27 protein-coding genes are annotated in these 25,199 nt (G+C 70.8%); 23 read left to right on the plus strand and 4 right to left on the minus strand.

All coding sequences use genetic code 11. From position 1 onward, the window contains the following. Positions 1-53: 53 nt before the first annotated feature. On the plus strand, positions 54-1,232 hold the full coding sequence (locus ABZ464_RS21890; RefSeq protein WP_359279290.1) for an acyl-CoA dehydrogenase family protein: 1,179 nt from the start codon (positions 54-56) through the stop codon (positions 1,230-1,232). Positions 1,233-1,234: 2 nt separating this feature from the next. After that, positions 1,235-1,993: an SDR family NAD(P)-dependent oxidoreductase gene (locus ABZ464_RS21895; protein WP_359279414.1), complete on the plus strand. Its 759-nt coding sequence runs from the start codon at positions 1,235-1,237 to the stop codon at positions 1,991-1,993. Between the two features lie 7 nt (positions 1,994-2,000). Here the strand turns inward: ABZ464_RS21895 and ABZ464_RS21900 are convergent, their stop codons facing one another. Then, positions 2,001-2,786 (minus strand): GntR family transcriptional regulator, encoded by a 786-nt coding sequence (locus tag ABZ464_RS21900; RefSeq protein WP_359279291.1) that lies wholly within the window; start codon positions 2,784-2,786, stop codon positions 2,001-2,003. Between the two features lie 412 nt (positions 2,787-3,198). Here ABZ464_RS21900 and ABZ464_RS21905 point away from each other — a divergent pair, with 412 nt between their 5' ends. From ABZ464_RS21905 to ABZ464_RS21930, 6 genes are all read left to right on the plus strand, one after another. Then, positions 3,199-4,215 carry a sugar ABC transporter substrate-binding protein gene (locus ABZ464_RS21905; protein ID WP_359279292.1) on the plus strand — a complete coding sequence of 339 codons (1,017 nt, stop codon included), beginning with the start codon at positions 3,199-3,201 and terminating at the stop codon, positions 4,213-4,215. Further along, positions 4,215-5,291, plus strand: coding sequence for an ABC transporter permease (locus ABZ464_RS21910; protein ID WP_359279293.1), 1,077 nt, complete (start codon positions 4,215-4,217; stop codon positions 5,289-5,291). The genes ABZ464_RS21905 and ABZ464_RS21910 overlap by 1 nt, the downstream gene beginning before the upstream one ends. Before the next feature lie 5 nt (positions 5,292-5,296). Next, positions 5,297-6,214, plus strand: coding sequence for an ATP-binding cassette domain-containing protein (locus ABZ464_RS21915; protein ID WP_359279294.1), 918 nt, complete (start codon positions 5,297-5,299; stop codon positions 6,212-6,214). A gap of 1 nt (position 6,215) precedes the next feature. After that, on the plus strand, positions 6,216-7,118 hold the full coding sequence (locus ABZ464_RS21920) for a sugar phosphate isomerase/epimerase (RefSeq protein WP_359279295.1): 903 nt from the start codon (positions 6,216-6,218) through the stop codon (positions 7,116-7,118). Between the two features lie 153 nt (positions 7,119-7,271). Next, the gene (locus ABZ464_RS21925) at positions 7,272-8,522 is read left to right on the plus strand and encodes a serine hydrolase domain-containing protein (protein WP_359279296.1); all 1,251 of its coding nucleotides are present in this window, start codon (positions 7,272-7,274) and stop codon (positions 8,520-8,522) included. Between the two features lie 51 nt (positions 8,523-8,573). Beyond that, on the plus strand, positions 8,574-8,747 hold the full coding sequence (locus ABZ464_RS21930) for a hypothetical protein (RefSeq protein ID WP_359279297.1): 174 nt from the start codon (positions 8,574-8,576) through the stop codon (positions 8,745-8,747). Positions 8,748-8,800: 53 nt separating this feature from the next. Here the strand turns inward: ABZ464_RS21930 and ABZ464_RS21935 are convergent, their stop codons facing one another. Beyond that, the gene (locus ABZ464_RS21935; RefSeq protein WP_359279298.1) at positions 8,801-9,805 is read right to left on the minus strand and encodes a Gfo/Idh/MocA family oxidoreductase; all 1,005 of its coding nucleotides are present in this window, start codon (positions 9,803-9,805) and stop codon (positions 8,801-8,803) included. Positions 9,806-9,977: 172 nt separating this feature from the next. Between ABZ464_RS21935 and ABZ464_RS21940 the strand changes: the two genes are divergently transcribed. Next, positions 9,978-11,009 carry a LacI family DNA-binding transcriptional regulator gene (locus ABZ464_RS21940; protein WP_359279415.1) on the plus strand — a complete coding sequence of 344 codons (1,032 nt, stop codon included), beginning with the start codon at positions 9,978-9,980 and terminating at the stop codon, positions 11,007-11,009. Positions 11,010-11,021: 12 nt separating this feature from the next. On the opposite strand, the gene ABZ464_RS21945 is transcribed toward ABZ464_RS21940, so the two are convergent. Next, positions 11,022-11,366, minus strand: coding sequence for a cupin domain-containing protein (locus ABZ464_RS21945; RefSeq protein ID WP_359279299.1), 345 nt, complete (start codon positions 11,364-11,366; stop codon positions 11,022-11,024). A gap of 123 nt (positions 11,367-11,489) precedes the next feature. On the opposite strand from ABZ464_RS21945, the gene ABZ464_RS21950 reads away from it, so the two are divergent. The 8 genes from ABZ464_RS21950 (at position 11,490) to ABZ464_RS21985 (ending at position 18,607) form a co-directional block, all read left to right on the plus strand. Next, positions 11,490-12,002, plus strand: coding sequence for a hypothetical protein (locus ABZ464_RS21950; protein ID WP_359279300.1), 513 nt, complete (start codon positions 11,490-11,492; stop codon positions 12,000-12,002). Positions 12,003-12,072: 70 nt separating this feature from the next. Continuing rightward, positions 12,073-12,723, plus strand: coding sequence for a GntR family transcriptional regulator (locus ABZ464_RS21955; protein WP_359279301.1), 651 nt, complete (start codon positions 12,073-12,075; stop codon positions 12,721-12,723). Between the two features lie 49 nt (positions 12,724-12,772). Then, positions 12,773-13,525 carry a PIG-L deacetylase family protein gene (locus ABZ464_RS21960; protein ID WP_359279302.1) on the plus strand — a complete coding sequence of 251 codons (753 nt, stop codon included), beginning with the start codon at positions 12,773-12,775 and terminating at the stop codon, positions 13,523-13,525. A gap of 40 nt (positions 13,526-13,565) precedes the next feature. Further along, positions 13,566-14,270: a 4-carboxy-4-hydroxy-2-oxoadipate aldolase/oxaloacetate decarboxylase gene (locus tag ABZ464_RS21965; RefSeq protein ID WP_359279303.1), complete on the plus strand. Its 705-nt coding sequence runs from the start codon at positions 13,566-13,568 to the stop codon at positions 14,268-14,270. After that, positions 14,267-15,343: a 4-oxalomesaconate tautomerase gene (locus tag ABZ464_RS21970; RefSeq protein WP_359279304.1), complete on the plus strand. Its 1,077-nt coding sequence runs from the start codon at positions 14,267-14,269 to the stop codon at positions 15,341-15,343. The genes ABZ464_RS21965 and ABZ464_RS21970 overlap by 4 nt, the downstream gene beginning before the upstream one ends. Further along, positions 15,340-16,290 carry a VOC family protein gene (locus ABZ464_RS21975; protein ID WP_359279305.1) on the plus strand — a complete coding sequence of 317 codons (951 nt, stop codon included), beginning with the start codon at positions 15,340-15,342 and terminating at the stop codon, positions 16,288-16,290. The genes ABZ464_RS21970 and ABZ464_RS21975 overlap by 4 nt, the downstream gene beginning before the upstream one ends. A gap of 91 nt (positions 16,291-16,381) precedes the next feature. Continuing rightward, positions 16,382-17,710 (plus strand): aromatic acid/H+ symport family MFS transporter, encoded by a 1,329-nt coding sequence (locus tag ABZ464_RS21980; protein ID WP_359279306.1) that lies wholly within the window; start codon positions 16,382-16,384, stop codon positions 17,708-17,710. 108 nt (positions 17,711-17,818) lie between these two features. Next, the gene (locus ABZ464_RS21985) at positions 17,819-18,607 is read left to right on the plus strand and encodes an alpha/beta hydrolase (RefSeq protein ID WP_359279307.1); all 789 of its coding nucleotides are present in this window, start codon (positions 17,819-17,821) and stop codon (positions 18,605-18,607) included. A 4-nt stretch (positions 18,608-18,611) separates the two neighbouring features. On the opposite strand, the gene ABZ464_RS21990 is transcribed toward ABZ464_RS21985, so the two are convergent. Continuing rightward, positions 18,612-19,025 carry a cupin domain-containing protein gene (locus ABZ464_RS21990; RefSeq protein ID WP_359279308.1) on the minus strand — a complete coding sequence of 138 codons (414 nt, stop codon included), beginning with the start codon at positions 19,023-19,025 and terminating at the stop codon, positions 18,612-18,614. Positions 19,026-19,227: 202 nt separating this feature from the next. On the opposite strand from ABZ464_RS21990, the gene ABZ464_RS21995 reads away from it, so the two are divergent. The 6 genes from ABZ464_RS21995 (at position 19,228) to ABZ464_RS22020 (ending at position 25,190) form a co-directional block, all read left to right on the plus strand. Further along, positions 19,228-19,767: a carboxymuconolactone decarboxylase family protein gene (locus ABZ464_RS21995; RefSeq protein ID WP_359279309.1), complete on the plus strand. Its 540-nt coding sequence runs from the start codon at positions 19,228-19,230 to the stop codon at positions 19,765-19,767. Beyond that, positions 19,764-21,251 carry a sugar ABC transporter ATP-binding protein gene (locus ABZ464_RS22000; protein WP_359279310.1) on the plus strand — a complete coding sequence of 496 codons (1,488 nt, stop codon included), beginning with the start codon at positions 19,764-19,766 and terminating at the stop codon, positions 21,249-21,251. The genes ABZ464_RS21995 and ABZ464_RS22000 overlap by 4 nt, the downstream gene beginning before the upstream one ends. Next, a complete protein-coding gene (locus tag ABZ464_RS22005; RefSeq protein ID WP_359279311.1) occupies positions 21,248-22,264 on the plus strand; it encodes an ABC transporter permease in 1,017 nt (338 codons plus the stop codon). The genes ABZ464_RS22000 and ABZ464_RS22005 overlap by 4 nt, the downstream gene beginning before the upstream one ends. 33 nt (positions 22,265-22,297) lie before the next feature. Then, the gene (locus ABZ464_RS22010) at positions 22,298-23,245 is read left to right on the plus strand and encodes a sugar ABC transporter substrate-binding protein (RefSeq protein ID WP_359279312.1); all 948 of its coding nucleotides are present in this window, start codon (positions 22,298-22,300) and stop codon (positions 23,243-23,245) included. Between the two features lie 9 nt (positions 23,246-23,254). Next, a complete protein-coding gene (locus ABZ464_RS22015) occupies positions 23,255-24,163 on the plus strand; it encodes a LysR family transcriptional regulator (RefSeq protein ID WP_359279313.1) in 909 nt (302 codons plus the stop codon). Positions 24,164-24,275: 112 nt separating this feature from the next. Continuing rightward, positions 24,276-25,190: a VOC family protein gene (locus ABZ464_RS22020; RefSeq protein WP_359279314.1), complete on the plus strand. Its 915-nt coding sequence runs from the start codon at positions 24,276-24,278 to the stop codon at positions 25,188-25,190. Positions 25,191-25,199: the final 9 nt, after the last annotated feature.

Here is a 25,199-nt window from a genome sequence, read left to right on the forward strand (position 1 = left end):
ACTCCAGTATCATTGCCAGTACTCGTTTCCCGTACTACTCCGTGGAGGTCACCATGCCTGCCACTCGCGCCCTGCCGACCGAGGAGGCCGTGGAGCTCATCCAGCTCACGCGCACCCTCGCCGCCAAGGAACTCGCACCCCGGGTCGCCGACGCGGAGGCCGACGGGGCGTTCCCCCGCGACGCCTTCCGCACCCTCGGCCGCAGCGGCCTGCTCGGCCTGCCCTTCGCCGAGGAGGACGGCGGGGCGGGACAGCCCTACGAGGTCTATCTCCAGGTGCTGGAGGAGGTCGCCGCGGTCTGGTCGAGCGTCGCCGTGGGCATCTCGGTGCACGCCCTGTCCTGCTTCCCGCTCGCCCGCTTCGGCAGCGCGGAGCAGCGGCGCAGGTGGCTGCCCGACATGCTCGGCGGCGAACTGCTCGGCGCGTACTGCCTGTCCGAGCCGCACGCCGGCTCCGACCCGGCGGCCATGCTGACCCGCGCCGTGCGCGACGGCGACACCTACGTGCTGAACGGCGCCAAGGCCTGGACCACCCACGGCGGACACGCCGACTTCTACACGGTCATGGCCCGCACCTCCGAGGACCGCAGCCACGGCATCTCCTGCTTCCTCGTCCCGGCGGACACCCCGGGGCTCAGCGCCGACCCGCCGGAGCGCAAGATGGGGCTGACCGGCTCGGCCACCGCCACCATGCGGCTGGACGACGTCCGGGTGCCGGCCGAGCGGCTCATCGGGGCGGAGGGGCAGGGCCTGAAGATCGCGCTCGCCTCCCTCGACCACGGCCGGCTCGGCATCGCCGCCGTGGCCTGCGGTCTCGCCCAGGGCGCCCTCGACCACGCGGTGCGCTACGCCCGCGAGCGCGAGACCTTCGGCAAGCCGATCATCGAGCACCAGGGGCTGGCGTTCGTGCTGGCCGACATGGGCGCCGCGATCGAGTCGGCGCGGGCCACCGCGCTGTCCGCCGCGCGGCTGAAGGACCTCGGTCTGCCCTTCACACGCGAGGCGTCGATCGCCAAACTCGTGGCCACGGACAACGCCATGAAGGTGACCACGGACGCCGTGCAGGTCCTCGGGGGATACGGCTACACCCGCGACTTCCCCGTCGAGCGGTACATGCGCGAGGCCAAGGTCATGCAGATCTTCGAAGGAACCAACCAGATCCAGCGCATGATCATCTCCCGTGCGCTGGACCGTAACGACGGCGGTGTGCTCACCGCCTTCGGCAAGGAGTGATGATGCAGCTCGCCCACACCGCCGCCCTCGTCACCGGCGGTGCCTCCGGCCTCGGCGCGGCCACCGCGAAGGCCCTCGCCGAGCGCGGCGCGCAGGTGTTCGCCCTCGATCTCAAGGACGGCGTCGACCGGGCCCCCGAGGTCGCGGGCGTCACCTACGTCCCGACCGACGTCACCGACCCCGAGCAGGTCCGGGCCGCCGTCGCCGTCGCGGCGGACGCCGGCGTGCCGCTGCGTACGGTCGTCAACTGCGCGGGCATCGGCCCGTCCGCGCGGATCCTCGGCAGGAAGGGCGTCCACGACCTCGCCCTGTACGCCAAGGTGATCCAGATCAACCTGATCGGCACCTTCAACGTCCTCGCGCTCGCCTCCGAGGCCATCGCCGCCACCGAGGCCGACGAGCACGGCCAGCGCGGCGTGATCGTCAACACCGCGTCGATCGCCGCGTACGACGGCCAGGTCGGCCAGGCCGCCTACTCCTCGTCCAAGGGGGGCGTCGTCGGGCTGACCCTGCCCGCCGCCCGTGACCTGGCGCAGTACGGCATCCGGGTGTGCACCATCGCCCCGGGCATCGTGGAGACGCCGATGCTGGCGACCGTCTCCGAGGAGTTCCGGGCGGGTCTCGCGGCCGGGGTGCCCTTCCCGCAGCGGCTGGCGCGGCCCGAGGAGTACGCCCAGCTCGCCCTGTCGATCATCGACCACGACTACCTCAACGGCGAGACCATCCGCATGGACGGCGCCCTGCGGATGGCCCCGCGCTAGCTGGTGGCTAGCCCCTGACCAGCAGCTGGAAGTCGAACGCGTACCGGGACGCGCGGTAGATGTGCGTCCCGTACTCGACCGGCCGGCCGGTGTCGTCGTACGCCGTGCGCTGCATGGTCAGCAGGGCCGCGCCCGCCTCCTCGCCGAGGAGAACGGCCTCCTCGGCGGTGGCCGCGCGGGCGCCGATGGTCTGCCGGGCGCTGTGCAGGGTGATGCCCGTCGAGCGCATCAGGTGGTACAGGCCGGTCGCCTCCAGCCGCGCGGTGTCCAGGTCGAACAGGGCCGGGGGCAGGTAGTTGCACAGATACGCGACCGGCTCGCCGTGCGCCGAGCGCAGCCGCTCCAGCAGCGTGACCTGGGCGCCCTCCGCGATCCCCAGCGCGGCCGCCACATCGGCGGCGGCGGGGACGCGTTCGTTGCGCAGGACGTGCGTGGTGGGTCCCTGTCCGGCCGCCTCCAGGTCGTCGTAGAGGCTGCTGAGCTCCAGCGGCCGCTTCACCTGGCTGTGCACGACCTGCGTGCCGACGCCCCGGCGGCGCACCAGCAGCCCCTTGTCGACCAGGGACTGGATCGCCTGGCGGACCGTGGGGCGGGACAGGCCGAGCCGGGTCGAGAGGTCGATCTCGTTGCCCAGGAGATTGCCGGGAGCGAGCGCACCGTGCTCGATCGCCGACTCCAGCTGCTGGGCCAGCTGGTAGTAGAGCGGCACCGGGCTGGACCGGTCGAGCGCGAAGGGCAGCCCGTCCAGGGCCGAACCTGCCACCGCGCGGGTACGTTCACCGGTCTTCGCCATCAAGGGCACCTCCTGTGTCGGCCGCGGGAGCGGATCCTTCGACGAACCTCCCCGAATCGTCCACACATGCGAGGGGTACGCCTGTGTGCGAGGGGTGATGATCGGCTTCTATGGTGGTCGGGGGGTCTGGCGTCTCCCAGGTGTAGGTCCCGGTGGCCTTCGCTGTCAATGGTTTGTTCTTACATTCGGACCTGATCGTGAAATGATGTCTTAACAAAGTATTGACACCGGGCCTGACAGGGGATTGGATCCCGTCCCAGCAGTGCACAGGCCGAGTCCACAAACCGAACGGAAACCGAACGGTCGCGGACCTGGCCGCATGGCCCCACCCTGAGCAGTAATGGGCCCCCGATCCCAGAGATCCCTCTCGCTTCCCGGTCGTTCTCCCGTCGCACAGTGAGGTGCAGGAAAGATGGACAGCTCTTCGCCCCGTTCCCGCAGAATCGCCCCGGTCGTGGCCATGGCCGCGGCGGTGGCCCTGACCCTGGCGGGCTGCTCGAGCAGCTCCGGTGGCAAGAAGGCCGAGGAGAGCGCGGACGGCGCCTCGGCGGGCAAGGCGAGCACCCCGCAGATGACGGTGGCGCTGGTGACCCACCAATCGCCCGGCGACACCTTCTGGGACATCGTCCGCAAGGGCGCCGAGGCCGCCGCGGCCAAGGACAACGTCAAGCTGATCTACTCCGCGGACCCGAACGCGGGCAACCAGTCCAACCTGGTCCAGAACGCCATCGACCAGAAGGTCGACGGCATCGCCGTCACCCTCGCCAAGCCCGACGCCCTCAAGGACGTCGTCGCCAAGGCGAAGGCCGCGAACATACCCGTCGTCGGCCTCAACTCCGGTGTGAGCGAGTGGCAGAAGCTCGGTCTGATGGAGTTCTTCGGGCAGGACGAGACGGTCGCGGGTGAGGCGCTCGGCAAGCGGCTCAACGAGGAAGGCGCCAAGAAGGCCGTCTGTGTCATCCAGGAGCAGGGCAACATCGGTCTGACCCAGCGCTGCGACGGCGTGAAGAAGACCTTCTCGGGCAGCACCGAGGTCCTGAACGTCAACGGCACCGACATGCCGTCCGTGAAGTCCACGATCACCGCCAAGCTCACCCAGGACAAGTCCATCGACTACGTCGTCACGCTCGGCGCCCCCTTCGCGCTGACCGCCGTGCAGTCGGCGTCCGACGCCGGCAGCAAGGCGAAGATCGCCACCTTCGACCTGAACAAGGACCTGACCGGAGCCATCAGCAAGGGCACGATCCAGTTCGCCGTCGACCAGCAGCCCTACCTCCAGGGCTACCTGGCGATCGACTCGCTGTGGCTCTACAAGAACAACGGCAACTACATGGGCGGCGGCGAGGCTCCGGTGCTGACCGGTCCGGCCTTCGTCGACAAGACCAACGTCGACAAGGTCGCCGCGTTCGCCGCGAAGGGCACCCGGTGATGAGTATGACTCACCACGCCGAGCCGGCGGTGACCACACCGCCGGCCTCCGGCCCGAGGAAGACCGACGGCCGGACCGCCGAACGCCCGCTGGCCATCCGCCTGCTGGCCCGCCCCGAGGTCGGTGTCTTCCTCGGCGCGGTCGCGGTGTACGTGTTCTTCCTCATCACGGCCCCGCCGGTGCGCGAGGCCGGCTCGATGGCCAACATCCTCTACCAGTCGTCCACCATCGGGATCATGGCGCTGCCCGTGGCCCTGCTGATGATCGGCGGCGAGTTCGACCTCTCCGCCGGTGTCGCCGTGATCACCTCGGCGCTCACCGCGAGCATGCTCGCCTACCAGTTGAGCATGAACGTCTGGGTCGGGGTGATCGTCGCCCTCGCGGTCTCCCTCGCCATCGGCTTCCTCAACGGCTGGATGGTGGTGAAGACGGGGCTGCCCAGCTTCCTCATCACCCTGGGCACCTTCCTGATCCTGCAGGGCGTCAACCTCGCGGTGACCAAGCTGGTCACCACCAACGTGGCCACCGACGACATCAGCGACATGGACGGCTTCGACCAGGCGAAGAAGATCTTCGCCTCGTCCTTCGACATCGGCGGTGTCGAAGTGAAGATCACGATCTTCTACTGGCTGGCCTTCGCCGCCCTCGCCACCTGGGTCCTGCTGCGCACCAGGTACGGCAACTGGATCTTCGCGGTCGGCGGCAACAAGGAGAGCGCGCGGGCGGTCGGCGTGCCCGTCACGTTCACCAAGATCTCGCTGTTCATGCTGGTCGGCTTCGGCGCCTGGTTCATCGGCATGCACCAGCTCTTCACGTTCAACACCGTGCAGTCCGGCGAGGGCGTCGGCCAGGAGCTGATCTACATCTCCGCGGCCGTCATCGGCGGCTGTCTGCTGACCGGCGGCGCCGGCTCGGCGATCGGCCCGGTCTTCGGCGCCTTCATGTTCGGCATGGTGCAGCAGGGCATCGTCTACGCCGGCTGGAACCCCGACTGGTTCAAGGCATTCCTCGGCGTGATGCTGCTCGGCGCCGTCCTGATCAATCTGTGGGTCAGCCGTACGGCGACCCGGAGGTGACCCCCATGACATCCACCAACGGAACCGGCACCCACGGCGCGGTCATCGCGGACACCGCCGCCGATCGGGCGGACGGGGCGATCGTCCAACTGCGCAACGCCGGCAAGTCCTACGGCAACATCCGCGCCCTGCACGGCGTGGACCTGAAGGTGTACCCCGGCAAGGTGACCTGCGTCCTCGGCGACAACGGCGCCGGCAAGTCCACCCTCATCAAGATCGTCTCCGGGCTGCACCAGCACACCGAGGGCGAGTTCCTCGTCGACGGCGCCCCGGTCCGCTTCACCACCCCGCGCGAGGCGCTCGACAAGGGCATCGCCACGGTCTACCAGGACCTCGCGGTCGTGCCGCTGATGCCGGTGTGGCGCAACTTCTTCCTCGGCTCCGAGATGACCAAGGGCCCCTGGCCCTTGCGCCGCCTCGACATCGAGAAGATGAAGAAGACCGCCGACCACGAACTGCGCGAGATGGGCATCGTCCTCGACGACCTGGAACAGCCCATCGGCACGCTCTCGGGCGGCCAGCGCCAGTGCGTGGCCATCGCCCGCGCCGTCTACTTCGGCGCCCGGGTGCTGATCCTGGACGAGCCCACCGCAGCCCTCGGCGTCAAGCAGTCCGGCGTGGTGCTGAAGTACATCGCCATGGCCCGCGACCGCGGCCTCGGCGTCATCTTCATCACCCACAACCCCCACCACGCCTACATGGTCGGCGACCACTTCAGCGTCCTGCGCCTGGGCACCCTCGAACTCTCCGCCGACCGCAGCGAGGTCAGCCTCGAGGAGCTCACCAACCACATGGCCGGCGGTGCCGAACTCGCCGCCCTCAAGCACGAGTTGTCCCAGGTCCGCGGCGTCGACACCGAGGAACTCCCCGAAGAGGCAGACCTCACCGCCCCCGTGGCGGGCGGTGGCGAGGGGAAGTCCTGAGATGGCCGCACCCCTGGACCGCATCCGGGTCGGCTCCGCCCCCGACTCCTGGGGCGTGTGGTTCCCCGACGACCCCCGACAGGTGCCGTGGGAACGGTTCCTGGACGAGGTCGCCGAGGCGGGCTACTCCTGGTTCGAACTCGGCCCGTACGGCTATCTGCCCACCGACCCCGCCCGTCTCACCGACGAGGTGGCCCGGCGGAACCTGAGGGTCTCCGCCGGCACGGTCTTCACCGGACTGCACCGCGGCCCGTCCGTCTGGGAGTCCACCTGGGAGCACGTGAGCCAGGTGGCCGCGCTCACCCGGGCCACGGGCGCCGGGCATCTCGTCGTCATCCCGTCCTTCTGGCGCGACGACAAGACCGCCGAGATCCTGGAGCCGCCGGAGCTGACGGCCGAGCAGTGGGCGCATCTCACCAAGGGCATGGAACGGCTGGGCCACGAGGTCAAGGAGACGTACGGTCTCGACATCGTCGTCCATCCGCACGCCGACACCCACATCGACACCGAGGACCACGTCGAGCGCTTCCTCGATTCCACCGACGGCGAACTGGTCAACCTCTGCCTGGACACCGGTCATTACGCCTACTGCGGCGGTGACAGCGTCAAGCTGATCGAGACCTACGGCGAACGCATCGGCTATCTGCACCTCAAGCAGGTCGACCCGGCGGTCCTGGCCGAGGTGGTCCGGGACGAGGTGCCGTTCGGCCCGGCGGTGCAGCGCGGCGTGATGTGCGAACCACCGGGCGGCGTACCGGAGTTGGAGCCGGTGCTGGTCGCGGCCCAGAAGCTCGGGGTCGAACTGTTCGCGATCGTCGAGCAGGACATGTACCCGTGCGAGCCGGACAAGCCCCTGCCGATCGCCGTGCGCACCCGCGCGTTCCTGCGGTCCTGCGGGGCGTGAGGGAAGCTCCACGACCCCGGGTGCCCGTGCGCCGTCGCCGACAGGCGGCGGCGCGCACCCGCTCGTATGGTGGTGGTGATGTGCCGCACGCGGCCCGTGCCACGGGTGCGGCTGTGGCCTGCGGCGCAGACCTCCTCATACGGGAGCGAGCCCATGACACACCCGTACGCCCGACTGCGCAGGGGGGCCGTCGTCGCCGTCGCCGTGGGGGCGCTGGTGGTGCCGGCGGGCGGGGCCGCGGTGGCCCTGCCGGACTCGGCCTCCTCCGTCGCCACCGGCACCGACACGCCCTCGCCGACCTCCTCCGGGGACGGCGTCGTGGCGCTCACCCCCGCCGTACGGCAGCAGCTCGACGCGGCCGTGCAGCGCGTGATGCGACAGGCGAACGTGCCCGGCGTGAGCGTCGGCGTCTGGACCCCCGACAAGGGGCAGTACGTCAAGTCCTTCGGCGTCGCCGACAAGAGCACCGGCCGGGCCATGAACCCGGACCTCTACATGCGCATCGGCAGCGAGACGAAGACGTTCACCGTCACCGCGCTGCTGCAGCTGGTCGACGAGGGCAAGGTCGGACTCGACGACACCATCGGCCAGTACGTCGACGGCGTGCCCAACGGGAACAGGATCACCCTGCGGCAGCTGGCCGGCATGCGCAGCGGACTGTTCAACTACTCGGCGGACGAGGACTTCTACAAGGCGTTCACCTCGAACCCGAAGCGGCCCTTCACCCCGCAGGAGCTGCTCGACTACTCCTTCAGGCATCCGGTGCTGTTCCAGCCCGGAGCGCAGTTCTCCTACTGCAACACCAATCTGATCCTGCTCGGCCTGGTCGTCGAGCGGATGAGCGGGCAGCGCCTCGACGACTACGTCCAGGAGCACATCCTCGACCCGGTGGGCCTGGACCACACGCTGTTCCCGGTGGGCGCCGAGTTCCCGACGCCGCACTCGCAGGGCTACACCGACCAGACCGCGTCCGGTGAGGTCGAGGACTCGGCGAACTGGAACCCGTCCTGGGGCTGGGCGGCCGGCGCGATGATCTCCCGGCTCGAGGATCTGCGGGTCTGGGCGCGCACGGTGGCGACCGGGGTGCTGCCCGACGGCGACCGGATGATCAGCCCCGACACGCAGAAGCAGCGGCTGACCACTCCGCCGACGCCCATTCCGGGCGCCGGGTACGGCCTCGGCATCTTCGATGTGCAGGGCTGGATCGGCCACAACGGCTCGCTGCCCGGCTACGAGTCCCTGACCGTCTATCTTCCGTCCGCGCAGGCCACCCTCGTCGTGGTGCTCAACACCGACATCAACTACAAGGACCAGGAGCCCAGCACCCTGTTCGGGGACGCCATCACCAGGATCATCTCCCCGGACCATGTCTTCGACCTGCCGGCGGAACCGGCGGCGCGCTGAGGACGTTGGAGAAGGCGGAAGGTGTGTGGAGTCCTGGACGGGGAGGGTGAGATGCAGGAGGAACGGCAGGAAGGCACCGAGGAGGACCGGCGCAGGGTCCGGTTCGGGGCGCTGCCCGAGCGGGTGCGCCCGCAGGACACGGTGGAGGAGCGCCCGGCCGTCCCACGGGACCCGGCGCGCGACGCGTACGACCCGGACGACTGGATGGTCCGCTACTGCCTGTGAGGGCGACCCCCGGTCGGGGCCGCCCTCACCGGGGTGAGCCGGGGTGAGCCGGGTCAGGAGGCCCGTACCTCCGCGATCGTCACCGGGCGGTGCTCGTGCAGCGAGAGCGTGCAGGCCTCGGCGATCCAGCCCGCCTCCAGGGCGTCCTCGATCGTGCAGGGCGAGGGCCGGGTGCCGGCCACGACCTCGGTGAACGCGGTGAGCTCGGCGCGGTAGGCGGCCGTGAAGCGGTCCATGAAGAAGTCGTGCGGGGTACCGGCCGGGAAGGTGACCCCGGGCTCCACCGAGCGCAGCGGCAGCTTGTCCTCGAGGCCCACGGCGATGGAGTCGGTGAAGCCGTGGATCTCCATGCGGACGTCGTAACCACGGGCGTTGTGACGGGAGTTGGAGATCACGGCGATGGTGCCGTCGTCGAGGGTGAGCAGCGCGCCGGTGGTGTCGGCGTCGCCCGCCTCCTTGATGTAGTCGGCGCCCCGGTTGCCGCCCACCGCGTACACCTCGGTCACCTCACGGCCCGTCACCCAGCGGATGATGTCGAAGTCGTGGACCGAACAGTCGCGGAAGATGCCCCCGGAGGCGGCGATGTACGCGGCCGGCGGCGGCGCCGGGTCCAGGGTGGTGGAGCGGACGGTGTGCAGCTTGCCGAGCTCACCGGAGCGCACGGCGGCCCGCGCGGCGACGAACCCGGCGTCGAAGCGGCGGTTGTAGCCGATCTGGATCGGCACGTCGCTGCCCTGGACGGCCTTGAGGACCTCGACGCCCTCGCTCATGGTCTTCGCGACGGGCTTCTCGCAGAAGACGGGGATGCCCGCCTCGACACCGGCGAGGATCAGCGCGGGGTGGGCGTCGGTCGCGGCGGCGACGACGATGCCGTCCACACCGGCGGCCAGCAGGGCTTCCGGCGAGTCCACGACCTCGGCCCCGAACCGCTCCGCGGCGGCCTTGGCGGCCTCCGCGAACGGGTCGGTCACGACGAGCGACTCGACGGCGTCGAGTCCGGAGAGGGTCTCGGCGTGGAAGGCGCCGATACGGCCGAGGCCGAGGATTCCGATGCGCATGGGGGTGCAGCTCCTAGAGAGTCGAAGGACGTCGTCGTCCCTTCGATGACAACAGCGGCTCAGCACTGCCATTCTTGTCATGACAAACCCGTCGAACAACCAGCAGGCGGCCATCAAAAACCCCTCAAGCGGCCCGACGGGCGACTACGAGAGCGACCATGAGGAGCCTTCCGTGGGTCACCCCTTCCCCCTTCGTGAGATCGCACGTCAGGCGGGCCTGAGCGAGGCCACCGTCGACCGGGTCCTGAACGGCAGGGGAGGGGTGCGTGAGTCAACCGCCCAGGAGGTGCGGCGGGCCATCGCCGAACTGCACCGGCAGCGCACCCAGGTCCGGCTCGTCGGCCGGACCTTCATGGTGGACATCGTGATGCAGGCCCCCGAGCGGTTCACCACCGCCGTACGGGCCGCCCTGGAGGCCGAACTGCCCTCGCTGCATCCGGCCGTGCTGCGCTCCCGCTTCCACTTCCGGGAGACCGGACCGGTCGGCGAGCAGATCGCCGTCCTCGACCGGATAGCCCGGCGCGGCTCGCAGGGCGTGATCCTCAAGGCGCCGGACGTCCCCGAGATCACGGCCGCCGTGGGCCGGCTGGTCGCCGCGGGCATCCCGGTCGTCACCCTCGTCACCGACCTGCCCGCGAGCGCCCGGCTCGCCTATGTCGGCATCGACAACCGGGCCGCGGGCGCCACCGCCGCGTACCTCATGGGGCAGTGGCTGGGCGAGCGCCCCGGCAATGTCCTCACCAGCCTGTCCAGCGGGTTCTTCCGCAACGAGGAGGAGCGCGAGATGGGCTTCCGGGGCGTGATGCGCGCCCGGCACCCGGGTCGCGCCCTGGTGGAGATCACCGAGGGGCAGGGCCTGGACGCCACCCAGTACGACCTCGTCCGGGCCGCCCTGGCCCGCGACCCGGAGATCCGGGCCGTGTACTCGATCGGCGGCGGGAACTTCGCCACCCTGAAGGCGTTCGCCGACGCGCGTCGCGAGTGCGCCGTGTTCGTCGCGCACGACCTCGACCACGACAACACCCGGCTGCTGCGCGACCACCGGCTGTCCGCGGTCCTCCACCACGACCTGCGCCAGGACATGCGCGAGGCCTGCCACACGGTGATGCGCGCCCACGGGGCGCTGCCGCCCGCCGGGCCGACCCTGCCGTCCGCGATCCAGGTGGTGACCCCGTACAACATGCCCCAGGCGGCGGGCGGCTGACCCGGCAGGCGCTCAGAGGTTGATCGCGTACGCCTTGCGCAGGGTCTCGTGGACCGTCCAGGTCGTCCGGTCGCCCTCGCGCAGGACCGCCAGGTCGCCCGGGCCGACGGTCAGGGTGGGGCCGCCCTCGATCTCGATGGTCGCCGAGCCGCTGATCACGACGAACAGTTCGTCGGCCTCGGTGTCCGTGACGACGCCCGGCGTGATCTGCCAGACGCCGCGGACCTGCCGGCCGTCCGCCGACTCCCACACGACCTTGCCGGTCACCTCGGGCGCGCCGGAGACGATCTGCGCCGGGTCGAGGGGCTCGGGTTCGAGGGCGGCGTCGGGGATGTGCAGAGCGAAGCTGTGGGTCATGCGGCCGACCCTAGCGGCGCCGCCCGCGCCCGCGGTGTGGACACTGTGTGCGGTATCCGCCGGGCCGCGAGGACGGTTCGTCGCGACTGGCGGGCGGGGCGGGGCCGGGTGATCGTTGTGCGCATGGCGGACGACGCGGCGGACGTGGACCGGCCCCCTGGGCACGAGGCCCACGAGACGATCCTCTTCGGTGGGGTCTACGGCGCCGTCCTCGCGAGCTCCATGGTCGCCGCGCTCACCCAGTACGGGGCCTCGTCCCCCGCCAGGCGCCGCTACGACGCCCTCTGGCTGCTGATCACCGCCGGCGCCTCGGCCCTCGCGCACGGCTACGCCCACTACATCGCCGAGCGCGCCCCGCACCGCCGCTGGGACGCGCTGCGTGCCCTGCGCGACGAATGGCCGCTGGTCGCGGCGGTCGTGCCGACGGTGATGGTGCTGGCGGGCGCGGGCTGGGGCTGGTGGCCGGCGAACGGGGTGGAGTACCCGGCGTTCTCCCTCAACATCGCCCTGCTGTTCGCCCTCGGCCTGATCGCGGCCCGACGTGCGCACCGCTCCTGGGCGGCCGCGGCGCTGATCGGGTTGCTGGACGCGCTGCTCGGGATGGTCGTGGTCGTGGCCAACGCCGTCATCAAGTGACCGACAAAATTGTTGACAATCTTGTTTGGCTAGATTTAGGTTCGACAGGCACTCACTCAGGGAGGGCGCAATGCCGAAGGAAGCCCGTCCGAGCACCGGGGAGCAGGCCAAGCAACATGCGCTCGCGCAGTTGCGGCAGGCGATCCTGCACGGCGAGATGGCACCGGCGCAGCGGCTGGTGGAGAACGAGCTCGCCGAGCAGTTCGGTGTGACACGGGCCAGCATCCGCGCGGCACTCATCGATCTGGAGTCCCAGGGACTCGTCGAGCGGATCCGCAACCGCGGCTCGCGGGTGCGGGTGGTGACCGTGGACGAGGCGGTCGCCATCACCGAGTGCCGCATGGTCCTCGAAGGGCTGTGCGCCGCGAAGGCGGCCGTCGCGGCCAGCGACGAGCAGCTGGTGGAGCTGACCGAGCTCGGTACGGCGATGACCAAGTCCGTCGCCGACGGCGAACCGGTCACCTACTCCGACCTCAACCATGAACTGCACACCCGCATCCGGGAGTTCTCCGGCCAGCAGACCGCGCAGGAACTGCTGGAGCGGCTCAACGCCCAGCTGGTGCGCCACCGTTTCCAGCTGGCGCTGAGGCCGGGGCGTCCGCAGCAATCCCTGAACGAGCACCTGACCATGATCGAAGCGATCCGGGCCAGGGACCCGCAGGCGGCCGAGGCGGCCGTCCGCGCCCACCTCAGCAGCGTGATCGAGGCGCTGCGCGACTGATCACGGCTGCGCGAGGCGGGCGCCCACCTGTCACCAAGGAGACATCAGCATGACCCAGGCCAACGCGCCCGCCCACCCACCCCGATCCACCCTCGTCGTCACCGCGCACGCCGGGGACTTCGTGTGGCGCGCGGGCGGCGCCATCGCCCTGGCCGCCTCGCGCGGGGAGAAGATCACCATCGCCTGCCTGACCTTCGGCGAGCGAGGGGAGTCCGCCAAGGCGTGGCGCGAGGGCAGGAAGCTCGACGAGATCAAGGCGATCCGCCGGGACGAGGCCGAGCGGGCCGCCGCCACCCTCGGGGCGGAGGTCCGCTTCTTCGACGCCGGCGACTACCCGCTTCTCGCCTCCGCCGAGCTGACCGACCGCCTCGTCGCCGTCTACCGCGAGACCCAGCCCGACGTCGTCCTCACCCATCCCGCCGAGGACCCGTACAACGGCGACCACCCGGCCGCCCACCGGATGGCCCTGGAGGCCCGGGTCCTCGCGCAGGCCATCGGCTATCCGGGCGAGGGCGAGATCATCGGCGCCCCGCCGGTCTTCTACTTCGAGCCGCACCAGCCCGAGATGAGCGGCTTCCGCCCCGAGGTCCTCCTCGACATCACCGAGGTCTGGGACACCAAGCGCAAGGCGATGGAGTGCCTGGGCGCCCAGCAGCACCTGTGGGACTACTACACCGACCTCGCCGTCCGCCGGGGCGTCCAGCTCAAGCGCAACGCCGGCCCCAACCTGGGCCTCGCCCACCGGACGATGGCCGAGGCGTTCATGCGCCCGTACCCGCAGATCGCGAAGGAGCTGGCGTGAACGGCTCGACGTGCGGCGGAGCTCCGCAGAAGGAGGAAGCATGGGCGGCGTGATCGTCACCGGCCCGCCGAAGGCGGAGCGCAAGGACGTCGACGCGCTGGCCGCCTTCGGGGTGGCCACCGTGAGCGAGGCGATGGGGCGGACCGGGCTGCTCGGGCCGGGCATCCGCCCGATCCAGCAGGGCGTACGGATGGCCGGCACCGCCGTGACCGTACTCAGCTGGCCCGGCGACAACCTCATGATCCACGCGGCCGTCGAGCAGTGCGGCGAGGGCGACGTCCTGGTCGTCACCACCACCTCCCCCTCCACCGACGGCATGTTCGGCGAGCTGTTCGCGACCGCGCTCCAGCGGCGCGGGGTACGCGGACTGATCATCAACGCGGGCGTCCGGGACACCCAGGAGCTGCGTGAGATGGACTTCCCGGCCTGGTCGCGGGCGGTGTCCGCGCAGGGCACGGTGAAGGCCACCGGCGGCTCGGTGAACGTGCCCGTCGCGATCGACGGGCAGGTGATCCGCCCCGGCGATGTGATCCTCGCCGACGACGACGGTGTCGTGGTCGTCCCGCGCGAGCGCGCCCGGGCCGCGGCGGAGGCGTCCGAGGCCCGCGAGGCCAAGGAGGCCCGCGCCCGCGCCGCCTTCCTCGACGGCGAACTCGGCCTGGACCGCTACGGGTTGCGGGAGACACTGCGCCAACTCGGCGTCGAGTACCGGACGTACGAGGAGTACCCGGGGGAGCCACAGTGACCTCCCTGCCCGAGGAGGTGCCCTGTCTGCTGATGCGGGGCGGCACCTCCAAGGGCGCCTACTTCCTCGCCGACGACCTCCCCGCCGAACCGGCCCTGCGCGACGAGCTGTTGCTGCGCGTGATGGGCAGCCCGGACGAGCGCCAGATCGACGGCCTGGGCGGTGCGCACCCGCTCACCAGCAAGGTGGCGGTGGTGTCCCGGTCCGCCGACCCGAGGGCCGACGTCGACTATCTCTTCCTTCAAGTCGCCGTGGACCGGGCCGAGGTGAGCGACCGTCAGAACTGCGGCAACATCCTGGCGGGCGTCGGCCCGTTCGCCGTCGAGCGCGGACTCGTGGCGGCGGGGGAGACCGAGACCGCCGTACGGATCCGCATGGTCAACAGCGGCGACCTCGCGACGGCGACCTTCCCCACCCCCGGCGGCCGGGTGCGCTACACCGGCGACGCCGAGATCTCCGGCGTCCCGGGGGCGGCCGCGCCCGTGGTGATCGGGTTCCCCGCGGGCAAGCGTCCCCTGCTGCCCACCGGCAACGTCCGGGACATGATCGACGGCACCCCGGTGACCTGCGTGGACAACGGCATGCCGACCGTGCTGATGCTCGCCGCGGATCTCGGCGTCACCGGCTACGAGTCGCCCCGGGACCTCGAGGAGGACCTGGCTCTGGCCGACCGATTGCGCGCGATCCGGCTGACGGCGGGCCGGCTGATGGGCCTCGGTGACGTCTCCGACACCACCGTCCCCAAGCTCACCCTGCTCGCCCCGCCCCGCGCCGGGGGTGCGGTCACCACCCGCACCTTCATCCCCGTGCGCTGTCACACCGCGATCGGGGTCCTCGGCGCGGCGAGCGTCGCGGCCGGGCTGCGGATCGAGGGAGGTGTGGCGCACAAGGCCGCCGTGCCACCCGCCGACAGTGACCGAATTCGCATAGAACATCCCACTGGATTCCTGGACATCGACACTACCCTCGGCACCACCCCCGAGGGTCTGCCCACCGCCCGTCGCACCGCCGTGGTCCGCACGGCCCGCAAGATCTTCGACGGCACGGTCTTCCCCACTGGAGGTCAACGATGACTCCGCCGCTCGGCGACATCGCCCACATCGGCCACGCCCAGCTCTTCACCCCGGACCTGGACGCCAGCGTCGCCTTCTGCACCGACTATCTGGGCCTCACGGTCGACGGCGAGGACGGCGACACGGTCTACCTGCGGACCTTCGACGACTACGAGCACCACAGCCTGGTCCTCACCGCCCGCGAGCAGCCCGGCCTCGGCCGGCTCGCCCTGCGCACCTCCAGCGAGGAAGCCCTCCACCGCCGTATCGCGGCGATCGAGGCGGCGGGCGGATCGGGGACGTGGGCCGAGGACGAACCCGGCCTCGGCAAGCTCTACGTCACCACCGATCCCGACGGCCACGAGCACGCCCTGTACTGGGAGAGCGAGCACTACCGGGCCCCCGAGGAGCTCAAACCGGCGCTGAAGAACCAGCCGCAGGCCAAGCCCAACCGGGGCGTGGGCGTGCGGCGTCTGGACCACGTCAACTTCCTCGCCGCCGACGTCCTCGCCAACGCCGAGTTCCAGCAGCATGTGCTCGGCGCCCGGCCCACCGAGCAGATCAGGCTCGACAGCGGCACGATCGCGGCGCGCTGGCTGACGTACACGAACAAGTCGTACGACGTCGTCTACACCTCGGACTGGACCGGCAGCGCCGGCCGGCTGCATCACATCGCCTTCGCGACGGACACCCGTGAGGACATCCTGCGGGCCGCCGACCTCGCGATCGACACGGGTGTGTTCATCGAGACGGGACCGCACAAGCACGCCATCCAGCAGACGTTCTTCCTCTACGTCTACGAGCCCGGCGGCAACCGCATCGAGCTGTGCAACCCGCTCACACGGCTGGTGCTGGCCCCCGACTGGCCGCTGATCACCTGGACCGAGGAGGAGCGCAGGAAGGGCCAGGCCTGGGGCCTGAAGACCATCGAGTCCTTCCACACGCACGGGACGCCGCCCATCGCCTGATTGTCGATGAGATTGTTGACAAAAGCGTTGACACTTTTCGGGGTGGGTCCTTAGCGTCTGAGGACCCACCCCGCTCGAGAGGGAAACAACGATGTCCTCCTCCCCCGACAACCTGGCCGCGCGCGGCAGCAGACTGGCCCTCCTGGCCGTCGGACTGTGCTGGCTGGCCGTCCTGTTCGACGGCCTCGACATGTTCGTCTACGGCTCCGTGCTGCCGCACCTGCTGGAGACGAAGACCTTCGGCCTCACCCCGGACACCGCAGGTGACCTGGGCAGCTACGCCACCTTCGGCATGCTCGTCGGCGCCCTCACCGCGGGTACGGTCGCCGACCGGATCGGGCGCAAGAAGCTGATGGTCGGCTGCGTGGTCCTCTTCTCGCTGGCGTCCGGGGTGTGCGCGCTGGCCGGCAGCGTCGAGGTCTTCGGCCTCGGCCGGACCCTCGCGGGCGTCGGCCTCGGCGGTCTGCTGCCCACCGCGATCAGCATGGTCTCCGACTACGCCCCGCGCGGCCGCGCCGCCGTCACCATCGGTCTGCTGATGACCGCCCACCACGCCGGCGGCATCCTCTCCGCCTACGTCGCCAAGTGGCTGATCGACCCCGTCGGCTGGCGCGCGGCCTTCTGGGTCTGCGTGGCGCCGCTGCTGTTCGCACCCGTCCTCGCGAAGTTCCTGCCCGAGTCGCTGAGCTTCCTCGTCGCCAAGGGCCGCACCGAGGAGGCGACCGCGCTCGCCGCCCGCTACGACGTCGAACTGCCCGCGGCCAAGTCCGGCCGCACGTCCGCCGCCGACCGCTTCGACGCCCTCGCCGCCCTCTTCCGCGGCGGCGAGTGGATCCAGACCCTGCTGTACTGGCTGGCCTCCTTCGGCGGCCTCCTCCTGGTCTACGGTGTCGCCACCTGGCTGCCGACCCTGATGCGCGGCGAGGGCTACGCGCTCGCCAACGCCCTGACCTTCGTCGTCGTCTTCAACCTCGGCGGCATCGTGGGCATGCTGGTCGCCGGCCGCGCCGCCGACCGCTTCGGCGCCCCGCGCATCTCGGCGGTCTGGTTCGCGCTCACCGCCGCCGGTGTCTTCCTGCTCAGCGTGCACATGGCGACCACGATCACGATGATCGTCGTCTTCCTCACCGGTGTCTTCCTCAACAGCGCGCAGACGATGATCTACGCCACGGTGTCGATCCGGTCGAACCCCGGCAACCGCGCCACCGCCGTCGGCTGGACCTCCGGCATGGGCCGCTTCGGCGCCGTCTTCGGCCCCTGGCTCGGCGGTCAGCTGCTCGCCGCGGGCAACGGCGACTGGGGCTTCACCGCCTTCGCGCTCGCCGGCGTCTCCTCCATGGTCTTCATCGGGACCGCCGCGCTGCGCAGCGCCAGGCAGACCCCCGTCACCTCCGGCCGGGAGCTGGTGGGCGCGCACTGACCGACGCGCACGGACACCCGGGGGACACCGGGACGCCGGCCCCGCACCTCGGATGCGGTGGCCGGCGTTCGGGGTGCGGAGCGGGTCGTACGGGGTCACGCTCGTTGTATGGGTGAGCGTTGGGAGGTCCGCCGCGGAGGACCGGCGGACGCCGCGCACCGGGTGCTGATGATCCCGGGCGGACTGTGCACGACCGAGTTCTGCGCGGACGTCATGGCCGAGCCCGCGGTGGCCGGCCTGGGGACGGTCGCGGTGACCCTGCCGGGCTTCGGCCGCACCGAGCCGCCCGAGGACGTGTCCATGGAGCACTACGCCCACCTGATGGCGGACTTCGCCGCCGAGGCCGGCTGCGAGGCCGTCGTGGGGCACAGTCTGGGCGCCAACGTGGCGATCGAGATGGCGGCCCTCGGCCTGTTCCGGGGCCCGCTCGTGCTGCTCTCACCGAGCTTCTCGCGCGGGGACGAGACGAAGTCCCTGGCGGTGCTGAACGCGGTGGGCCGGGTGCCGGGGCTCGGCGCGGTGGTCTGGGCCGGCATGCTCGGGCTGCTGCCCCGGGCGATGAGACGCGAACTGCCGCCGCAGCGCGCGGAGGCGCTCGCGGCGGTGATGGCCGACAACGACCCGGCGGCCTGCCGCCGGATCCTCCAGGACTACTACGCCTACCTCGGGCGCCATCCGTCCCTGGTGCAGCGGCTGTGCGGGGCCGGCGTCCCGACCTGGGTGGTACGGGGCGACCACGACGAGATCGGCCTGACCGACGAGGAACGGGCCGGCCTCCAGGCCTGCCCGTACGTGCGGTTGGTGACGGTCCCCGACGCGGGACACGCGGTCCTGGTGGAACAGCCGAAGGCCGTGGCCGAGGTCGTCCTGGAGGCGGTGAAGGCGGGGGTGCGCTGAGCCCTCAGCCGTCCGCCCCCATCCGGTCCTCCGCCGACAGATGCTCCACCGTCTTCCCGGTCCCGGTGAACGTCCGCGTCACATGCCCCGAGGAGTACACCCACAGGATCCGCAGCGGCACCTCGCCGACGTTCCGGAACAGATGGGGGACCGGGGACGGGATGTACGTCGTGTCGTACCGCTCCAGCCTCGTCACCTCGCCGTCCACCCACACCTCCGCCTCCCCCTCCAGCACGGTGACGTGCTCGTCGCAGTTGTGCGAGTGCAGCGGCGCCCCGGAGCCCACCGGATAGACACTCATCCCGCTGGTGATCCGGTTCTCCCCGTTCGCCGACGGGGTGGTGATGAGCGGGGTCGTCACGACCGCGCCGCCACGGTCGAGCAGGGGCACGGACGCGGCCTTGATGATGGTCGTCATGGGGCACGACGTTAGGTCGCCGCCCCGTGAATGGGGGGCCTCCAACGTGCAGGTTTACCTTGCATTCCGAGGTGGGTGAGGTTCTCGGACACCGCTGTACCTTCACCTGGCACCGCACGGCCGCAGGACCGTGCCCATGACGTGCCGGAGAGAGAAGGCAGGTAACGGCCGGATGAGGCTCCCCGTTCTCAGCGAAGAGGAAATGGATGCGCGGCAGCAGGAACTGGCCGCCCGGATCGCCGGCCGCCGCGGAGCCGTGCGCGGCCCCTTCCGGGTCTGGCTGCACAGCCCCGAGATGTGCGAACGGGCCGAGTCGCTCGGCGCCTTCGCCCGCTTCGACTGCGGCCTGCCCGGGCATCTGCGGGAGCTGGCCCTGCTGATGGCCGCCCGCAACTGGGACGCCCAGTACTCGTGGAACGCCCATGTCCACCAGGCGATCGAGGCCGGCGTCCCCGAGGCCGCCGTGAAGGCGATCGCCGAGAAGCGCGAGGCGGTCTTCGACGACGAGGCGGACCAGGCGTTCTACCGGTTCTGCCGGGAGGTCCTGGAGGAGCACTTCGTCGGGGACGAGACCTTCGCCGCCGCCCTCGCCCACTTCGGGCCCAAGGGCCTGGTCGACACCATCGGCGCGCTCGGCAACTTCACCATGCTCGGCATGTGCCTGAACACCTTCCAGGTGGACCTCCAGGCCGACAAGGAGCCCCCGTTCCCGGACATCCGCGGCTACGGACGGGTGCAGTGAACCCGGTCGTGAGCGTCCGGGGCGTCACCAGGAGCTTCGGCGGGGCGGCCGCGCTGAAAGGCGTCGACCTCGATCTGTTCCCCGGTGAGATCCACGCCCTGATGGGCATGAACGGCGCCGGCAAGTCCACGCTCGTGCAGGTGCTGTCCGGGGTCCACCAGGCCGACGGCGGCACGATCGAGGTCGACGGCCGGCGGCAGCACGGGCTGACCGTGCGCAGGGCCCGCAGGCTCGGCATCTCCTGCGTCCCACAGCGCCGCGAGCTGGCCATGGACCTCACCGTCGCCGAGAACATCCTCCTCGGCGACCTGCCCACCCGGGGCCCCGCCGTGCGCTGGCGGACCGTCAGGGACGAGGCCCGCGCCGCGCTCGCCGCCCTCGGCCTCGCCGTCGACGTGGAGCGCACCGCCGGCTCCCTCACCGTCGCCGAACAGACCATGGTCGAGGTGGCCCGCGAGGTCCGCCGCGGCGGCCGCGTCCTGATCCTGGACGAGCCCACCGCCTGCCTCAGCGCCCAGGACGCCCACCGGATCCGCGCGCTGGTGCGCACCCTGCGGGACGAGGGCGTCGCCGTCGTCTACATCTCGCACTACATCGACGAGGTCATGGCCGTCGCCGACCGGCTCACCGTCCTGCGGGACGGGCGGGTCGTCAGGAGCGCCCCCGCCGCCGACCTCGACGAAACCGGTCTGGTACGGGCCATGGTGGGCCGGGACGTCGTCTCCGCCCGTCCCGAACGCCCCGAGCCCAGGGCCGAAGTCGGCCTCTCGGTACGGGGGTTGAACCAGGGCAGAGCGGTCCGGGACTTCGGTGTCGAGGTCCGCAAGGGCGAGATCGTCGCCGTCCTCGGGCCCGCCGGGGACGCCCAGTCCCGGCTGTTCGACCTGCTGTCGGGACGGCGTCGCCCCGACTCCGGTCGACTCCACGTGGCGGGACGGGAGGTGCCCTTCGGCCGCGTCGCCGCCTCGCTCGCCGCCGGACTGCGCTGTGTCACCGGCGACCGCCGCGCCCTCGGCCTGGTCCCGGGACTCTCCCTGGACGAGAACCTGATGCTCGCCGACGACCGCTTCGCCCGCCGCCGACTGCACCGCCGTACCGAACTCGCCCGCCGAGCCGCCCCGTTGCGGCGGAGCTACGGGGTGACGTCACTGGCCGGGAACCCGCCGGTGAGCGCGCTGTCCGGGGGCAACCAGCAGAAGGTCCTGCTCGGCAAGTGGCTGGAGACACGACCCGCCGCCTGCTTCCTGGAGGACCCCACCAACGGCGTGGACATCGCGGCGATGGCCGACATCCACGCCCTCCTCGACGATCTCGCCTCCCGGGGCGTGGCCGTCCTGCTCGCCTCCTCCTCCGCCGAGGAGGTCATGCGCCTGGCCGACCGGGTCGTCGTCGTGAGCGCCGGCCGCACGGTCGCCGAACACGACATCGCCGACATCACCCGCGACGAACTCGTCGCCACGGCCCTCGGAGGACAGCCGAGTTGAGCGTCAAGACCCTGCCCGATGCCCCCGCTCCCGTCGCCGGGCCGCCCCCCTCCCGCCTCTCCCCGCGCCGGTTGCGCGAGGTCCCGCACGCCGGACTGATCGCCGTCCTCGTGCTCGTCGTCGTCTTCACCGCCGTGCGGAGCGAGACGTTCGCCACCGACCGCAACCTCGTCAACATCCTCGGCCAGATCAGCGTCAACGCCGTCCTCGCCGCCGGGCTCACCCTGCTGATGACCGCGGGCGGCATGGACTTCTCCATGGGCAGCAATGTCGCCGTCACGGCCGCCGTCTCCGCGAAACTCCTGGCCGACGGGCAGCCCACGGTGTACGCCGTCCTCGTCGCGCTGCTGCTCGGCACCGCGATCGGACTGGTCAACGGGCTGGTGGTGACCTTCACCCCGGTGGCGCCCTTCGTGGTGACCCTGGCCTCGGCGACCCTCCTCGACGGCGTCGCGCTCCTGGTCCACGACGGCAGCACCCTCTCCATCGGCACCCGGATGTCCGCCCTCGGCAACGACAAGGTGCTCGGCGTGCCCTGTCTGCTGGTGGTGGCCGTCCTGGTGCTGGCCGCGACGGGCCTCGTCATGCGGTTCACGGTGTTCGGCCGGGACGCCTTCGCCATCGGCGGCAACGAGCACGTCGCCCGGCTCAGCGGCATCGACGTCACCGCCCGCAAGCTCACCCTGTACGGCCTCACCGGCACCCTCTCGGGCCTGGCCGGACTGATGATCCTCTCCCGGCTCGGCTCCTCCAGCCCCGGCGGCACCGCGGGACTCCCGCTGCAACTGGCCGTCGTCGCCGCGGTCGTCATCGGCGGCACCTCGCTCGCGGGCGGTCACGGCACCGTCGTCGGCACCGCCCTCGGCCTGGTGCTGCTCGGTGTGGTCGCCAACGCCCTCAACCTCCTGGACTTCTCCAGCAATTACCAGCCGGTCTCCGTCGGCGCCGTGCTGCTCGTCGCGGCCGTCGCCAACGAGATGCACAAGGCGCGCTCCGGCTCCGCCGGCCACTGACCCCATCTCCCTCGCCCTGAAAGGCGGTTCACCATGACACTCTCCGCCCGCTCGCCCAGAGTGCTGTTCGCCGGCGTCGCCGGCTGTGCCCTGCTGCTGACCGGATGCGGCAAGGGGGACGGCGGCGCCGGCTCCGGCGGTGTCTCCCTCGGCTTCGTCAACGGCGGCGACACCGCCTTCCACAGCTGTCTGCAGCAGGCCGTCGAGGCACAGGCCAAGACCGAGGACGCCAAGGTCTACACGGCCAACTCGCACCAGAACGCCGGGACCGAGCTGTCCAACATCGAGGACATGATCTCCCGCGACGTCAGCGCGCTGATCGTGCAGACGGTCAACGTCGACGCGCTGAAGGGCGACATCGCCAAGGCCAAGGCGGCCGGCGTGCCGATCTATCTCACCTCCGTGGCCACCGGCGACACCGGGGACATCCTCGGCGCGGCCGTCGTCGACCTGAAGAAGGCCGGCGCCCTGGACGCGGGCTGGATCGCGCAGGACGCGGGCGGCAAGGACGTCGAGGTGGGCATCGTGGCCGGCGCGCCCGGCGCGGCCTCGGACCTCCTCGTGGGCGGCTTCAAGGACGCGCTCCCGGCCACCGCCGAGGTGGTCGCCAACCAGCCCGGCATGTTCAACCCGGCGAAGGCCCAGGACGTGGCCGAGAACATGATCCAGGCCCACCCGGACCTCGACTACGCCTTCGTCGCCAACGAGGAGATGGCCTTCGGGGTGCGCAAGGCCTTCGACGCCGCAGGCAAGGACGTCCGGATCGTCACCATGAACGGCACCGACGAGGGGCTGGCCGCGGTGAAGAGCGGTGAGTTCTCGGCCACCGTGGCGAACTCCGCCCAGGTCATCGGCGAGACCGCCGTGAAGAACGCCGTCGGACTCCTGGGCGACAAGAAGGTTGACAAGATTGCCAACATTCCTCTTCTGTTGGTCACCGAGAAGAACGTGAGTGAAGCACCCCGGTACTGCCCGAAGTGAGAAGGAAACATGGACCGCCTGCTGCTGATGCACAGCTTCGTCACCGTCGCTCAGGCCGGAAGCTTCAACGGAGCCGCCAAGAAACTCGGCTCATCGGGGTCACTGGTCTCCCGGCACGTGGCCGAGCTGGAGCGGCAGGTGGGGGTGCGCCTGGTCAACCGCACCGCCCGCTCGGTGAGCCTCACCGAACCGGGGCACAGATACGCGGAATTCGCCGCCCGCATCCTCGACGAGATCGACGCCCAGGACGCGGCGCTCGCCGACTCACACGACCGGGCCGAGGGCACCCTCAGCATCATCTGCCCGAAATGGATAGGCAGCCTGGACCTCGGCGACGCGATCGCCGCGTTTTCCGCGGCCCATCCCAAAATCCAGGTCCGTTTCGAACTGGGCGGAATGTCCGACCGCACCTACGACTTCCTGGACAGCGGATTCGACGTCGCCTTCCACACCCGCGATCTGCGGGATTCCTCCGTACGCCTGAAGAAGATCTCCTCGCTGCCCTTCGTGCTGTGCGCCGCCCAGGACTACATCGGACGCCGCGGCGCCCTGGACCACCCCAACGACGTCGCCCACCACGACTGCCTGGTGCACGTCAACGACCCGGTCTGGCGCATCGGCCACGGACACGCCAGCACCCTGCACAAGATCCGCAACATCGCCTTCTCGTCCAACTCCTACCTCGCCCTGCAGAAGGCCGCCGTGCACGGCCGGGGCATCGCCCTGCTGCCGCAGCGCCCGGTCTACGACGACCTCGTCTCCGGCGCCCTGCAGGTGCTGCTCCCCGAACTCGCCGTACCCGACCGCCCGCTGTACGCGATCCACGGGCCCGGGCCGGCCACCCCGCGCAAGATCAGCGTGTTCCTGGAGTTTCTCTCCGAGTGGTTCTCGCAGAACCCGATCCCGGCCATCCGATAACCGCGGCCGACGGCGCAACAAAGGGTTGCGCAGTGCGTACGGCTCGGACCGTTGAGGGCCCGTCCGTCCCGAATCTACGCTCACCGGGCGACCCGGAGAGGACGAGGAATCCATGGGAATCCAGAGAATCGAATCGGTCACCTACGGCATCGACGACCTCGACACCTGCATACGGTTCTTCGACGACTTCGGGCTGTTCACGGTGGAGCGGACCGGTGAACACGCCGTGTTCGAGACGCTCACCGGGCAGACCCTGCACCTCGACACCGATCCGAGCCCTCTGCTCCCCGGGCCGGTGGAGGACGGGCCCACCCTGCGCGAGGTCGTCTGGGGCGTCGACACACGGGAGGAGCTACGGCGGCTGGTGGACGCCGTCGCCCGGGAGCACCCCGTCCGCGAGAGCGCCGACGGCGTCTTCCACACCGTCGACCTGAGCGGCTTCGGCGTCGGCCTCACCCTCGCCCGGCCGCGGAGGACCGCCGTCGCGCCGCGCCCCGCCAACACGCTGGGACACGTCCACCGCTGGAACACCGCACTCGAGCCGCTCACCCGCGCCCACCCGCTGCGGATGTGCCATGTCGCGCTGAACATCGCCAAGGACGGCAAGGACCAGGCCGTCGCCTTCTACACCGGCCTGCTCGGCTTCCGTCCGACGGACGTCGTGGAGCCGATGGGCGTCTTCCTGCAGGCCCCGGGCGACGACGACCAGCACACCATGCTGCTCTGCCACCGCCCCGACCGCGTCGGCGTCAACCACATCGCCTACGAGGTGCCCGGCTTCGACGACGTGATCGAGGGCGCCAACCACATGATCGACAAGGGCTGGCGCGAGGCCCGCCGGCTCGGCCGGCACACGATCGGCTCCAACGTCTTCCGGTTCCTGCACGCCCCGTGCGGCGGCCGTGTCGAGTACGCCGCCGACATGGACCGCGTCGACGACTCCTACGGGACCCGCGTCCACGAGAGCACCCCGCCGCACCACATCTGGGCCCTGCGCACCCACCGCGACCAGGACACCCCTGCCTGAGAGGCACTC

Source organism: Streptomyces sp. NPDC005820 (genome assembly GCF_040630255.1).
Classification (GTDB): domain Bacteria; phylum Actinomycetota; class Actinomycetes; order Streptomycetales; family Streptomycetaceae; genus Streptomyces.

What these genes read in the sequence shown, in the direction of transcription:
- ABZ464_RS21960 (WP_359279302.1), top strand. Translation starts at nt 12,773, where the DNA reads ATGACCCAGGCCAACGCGCCCGCCCACCCACCCCGATCCACCCTCGTC.
- ABZ464_RS21950 (WP_359279300.1), top strand. Translation starts at nt 11,490, where the DNA reads ATGGCGGACGACGCGGCGGACGTGGACCGGCCCCCTGGGCACGAGGCC.
- ABZ464_RS21910 (WP_359279293.1), top strand. Translation starts at nt 4,215, where the DNA reads ATGAGTATGACTCACCACGCCGAGCCGGCGGTGACCACACCGCCGGCC.
- ABZ464_RS21900 (WP_359279291.1), bottom strand. Translation starts at nt 2,786, where the DNA reads ATGGCGAAGACCGGTGAACGTACCCGCGCGGTGGCAGGTTCGGCCCTG.
- ABZ464_RS22020 (WP_359279314.1), top strand. Translation starts at nt 24,276, where the DNA reads ATGGGAATCCAGAGAATCGAATCGGTCACCTACGGCATCGACGACCTC.
- ABZ464_RS21975 (WP_359279305.1), top strand. Translation starts at nt 15,340, where the DNA reads ATGACTCCGCCGCTCGGCGACATCGCCCACATCGGCCACGCCCAGCTC.
- ABZ464_RS21990 (WP_359279308.1), bottom strand. Translation starts at nt 19,025, where the DNA reads ATGACGACCATCATCAAGGCCGCGTCCGTGCCCCTGCTCGACCGTGGC.
- ABZ464_RS21895 (WP_359279414.1), top strand. Translation starts at nt 1,235, where the DNA reads ATGCAGCTCGCCCACACCGCCGCCCTCGTCACCGGCGGTGCCTCCGGC.
- ABZ464_RS21955 (WP_359279301.1), top strand. Translation starts at nt 12,073, where the DNA reads ATGCCGAAGGAAGCCCGTCCGAGCACCGGGGAGCAGGCCAAGCAACAT.
- ABZ464_RS21965 (WP_359279303.1), top strand. Translation starts at nt 13,566, where the DNA reads ATGGGCGGCGTGATCGTCACCGGCCCGCCGAAGGCGGAGCGCAAGGAC.
- ABZ464_RS22015 (WP_359279313.1), top strand. Translation starts at nt 23,255, where the DNA reads ATGGACCGCCTGCTGCTGATGCACAGCTTCGTCACCGTCGCTCAGGCC.
- ABZ464_RS21980 (WP_359279306.1), top strand. Translation starts at nt 16,382, where the DNA reads ATGTCCTCCTCCCCCGACAACCTGGCCGCGCGCGGCAGCAGACTGGCC.
- ABZ464_RS21915 (WP_359279294.1), top strand. Translation starts at nt 5,297, where the DNA reads ATGACATCCACCAACGGAACCGGCACCCACGGCGCGGTCATCGCGGAC.
- ABZ464_RS21905 (WP_359279292.1), top strand. Translation starts at nt 3,199, where the DNA reads ATGGACAGCTCTTCGCCCCGTTCCCGCAGAATCGCCCCGGTCGTGGCC.
- ABZ464_RS21985 (WP_359279307.1), top strand. Translation starts at nt 17,819, where the DNA reads ATGGGTGAGCGTTGGGAGGTCCGCCGCGGAGGACCGGCGGACGCCGCG.
- ABZ464_RS21935 (WP_359279298.1), bottom strand. Translation starts at nt 9,805, where the DNA reads ATGCGCATCGGAATCCTCGGCCTCGGCCGTATCGGCGCCTTCCACGCC.
- ABZ464_RS21920 (WP_359279295.1), top strand. Translation starts at nt 6,216, where the DNA reads ATGGCCGCACCCCTGGACCGCATCCGGGTCGGCTCCGCCCCCGACTCC.
- ABZ464_RS21995 (WP_359279309.1), top strand. Translation starts at nt 19,228, where the DNA reads ATGGATGCGCGGCAGCAGGAACTGGCCGCCCGGATCGCCGGCCGCCGC.
- ABZ464_RS21890 (WP_359279290.1), top strand. Translation starts at nt 54, where the DNA reads ATGCCTGCCACTCGCGCCCTGCCGACCGAGGAGGCCGTGGAGCTCATC.
- ABZ464_RS21925 (WP_359279296.1), top strand. Translation starts at nt 7,272, where the DNA reads ATGACACACCCGTACGCCCGACTGCGCAGGGGGGCCGTCGTCGCCGTC.
- ABZ464_RS22010 (WP_359279312.1), top strand. Translation starts at nt 22,298, where the DNA reads ATGACACTCTCCGCCCGCTCGCCCAGAGTGCTGTTCGCCGGCGTCGCC.
- ABZ464_RS21930 (WP_359279297.1), top strand. Translation starts at nt 8,574, where the DNA reads ATGCAGGAGGAACGGCAGGAAGGCACCGAGGAGGACCGGCGCAGGGTC.
- ABZ464_RS21945 (WP_359279299.1), bottom strand. Translation starts at nt 11,366, where the DNA reads ATGACCCACAGCTTCGCTCTGCACATCCCCGACGCCGCCCTCGAACCC.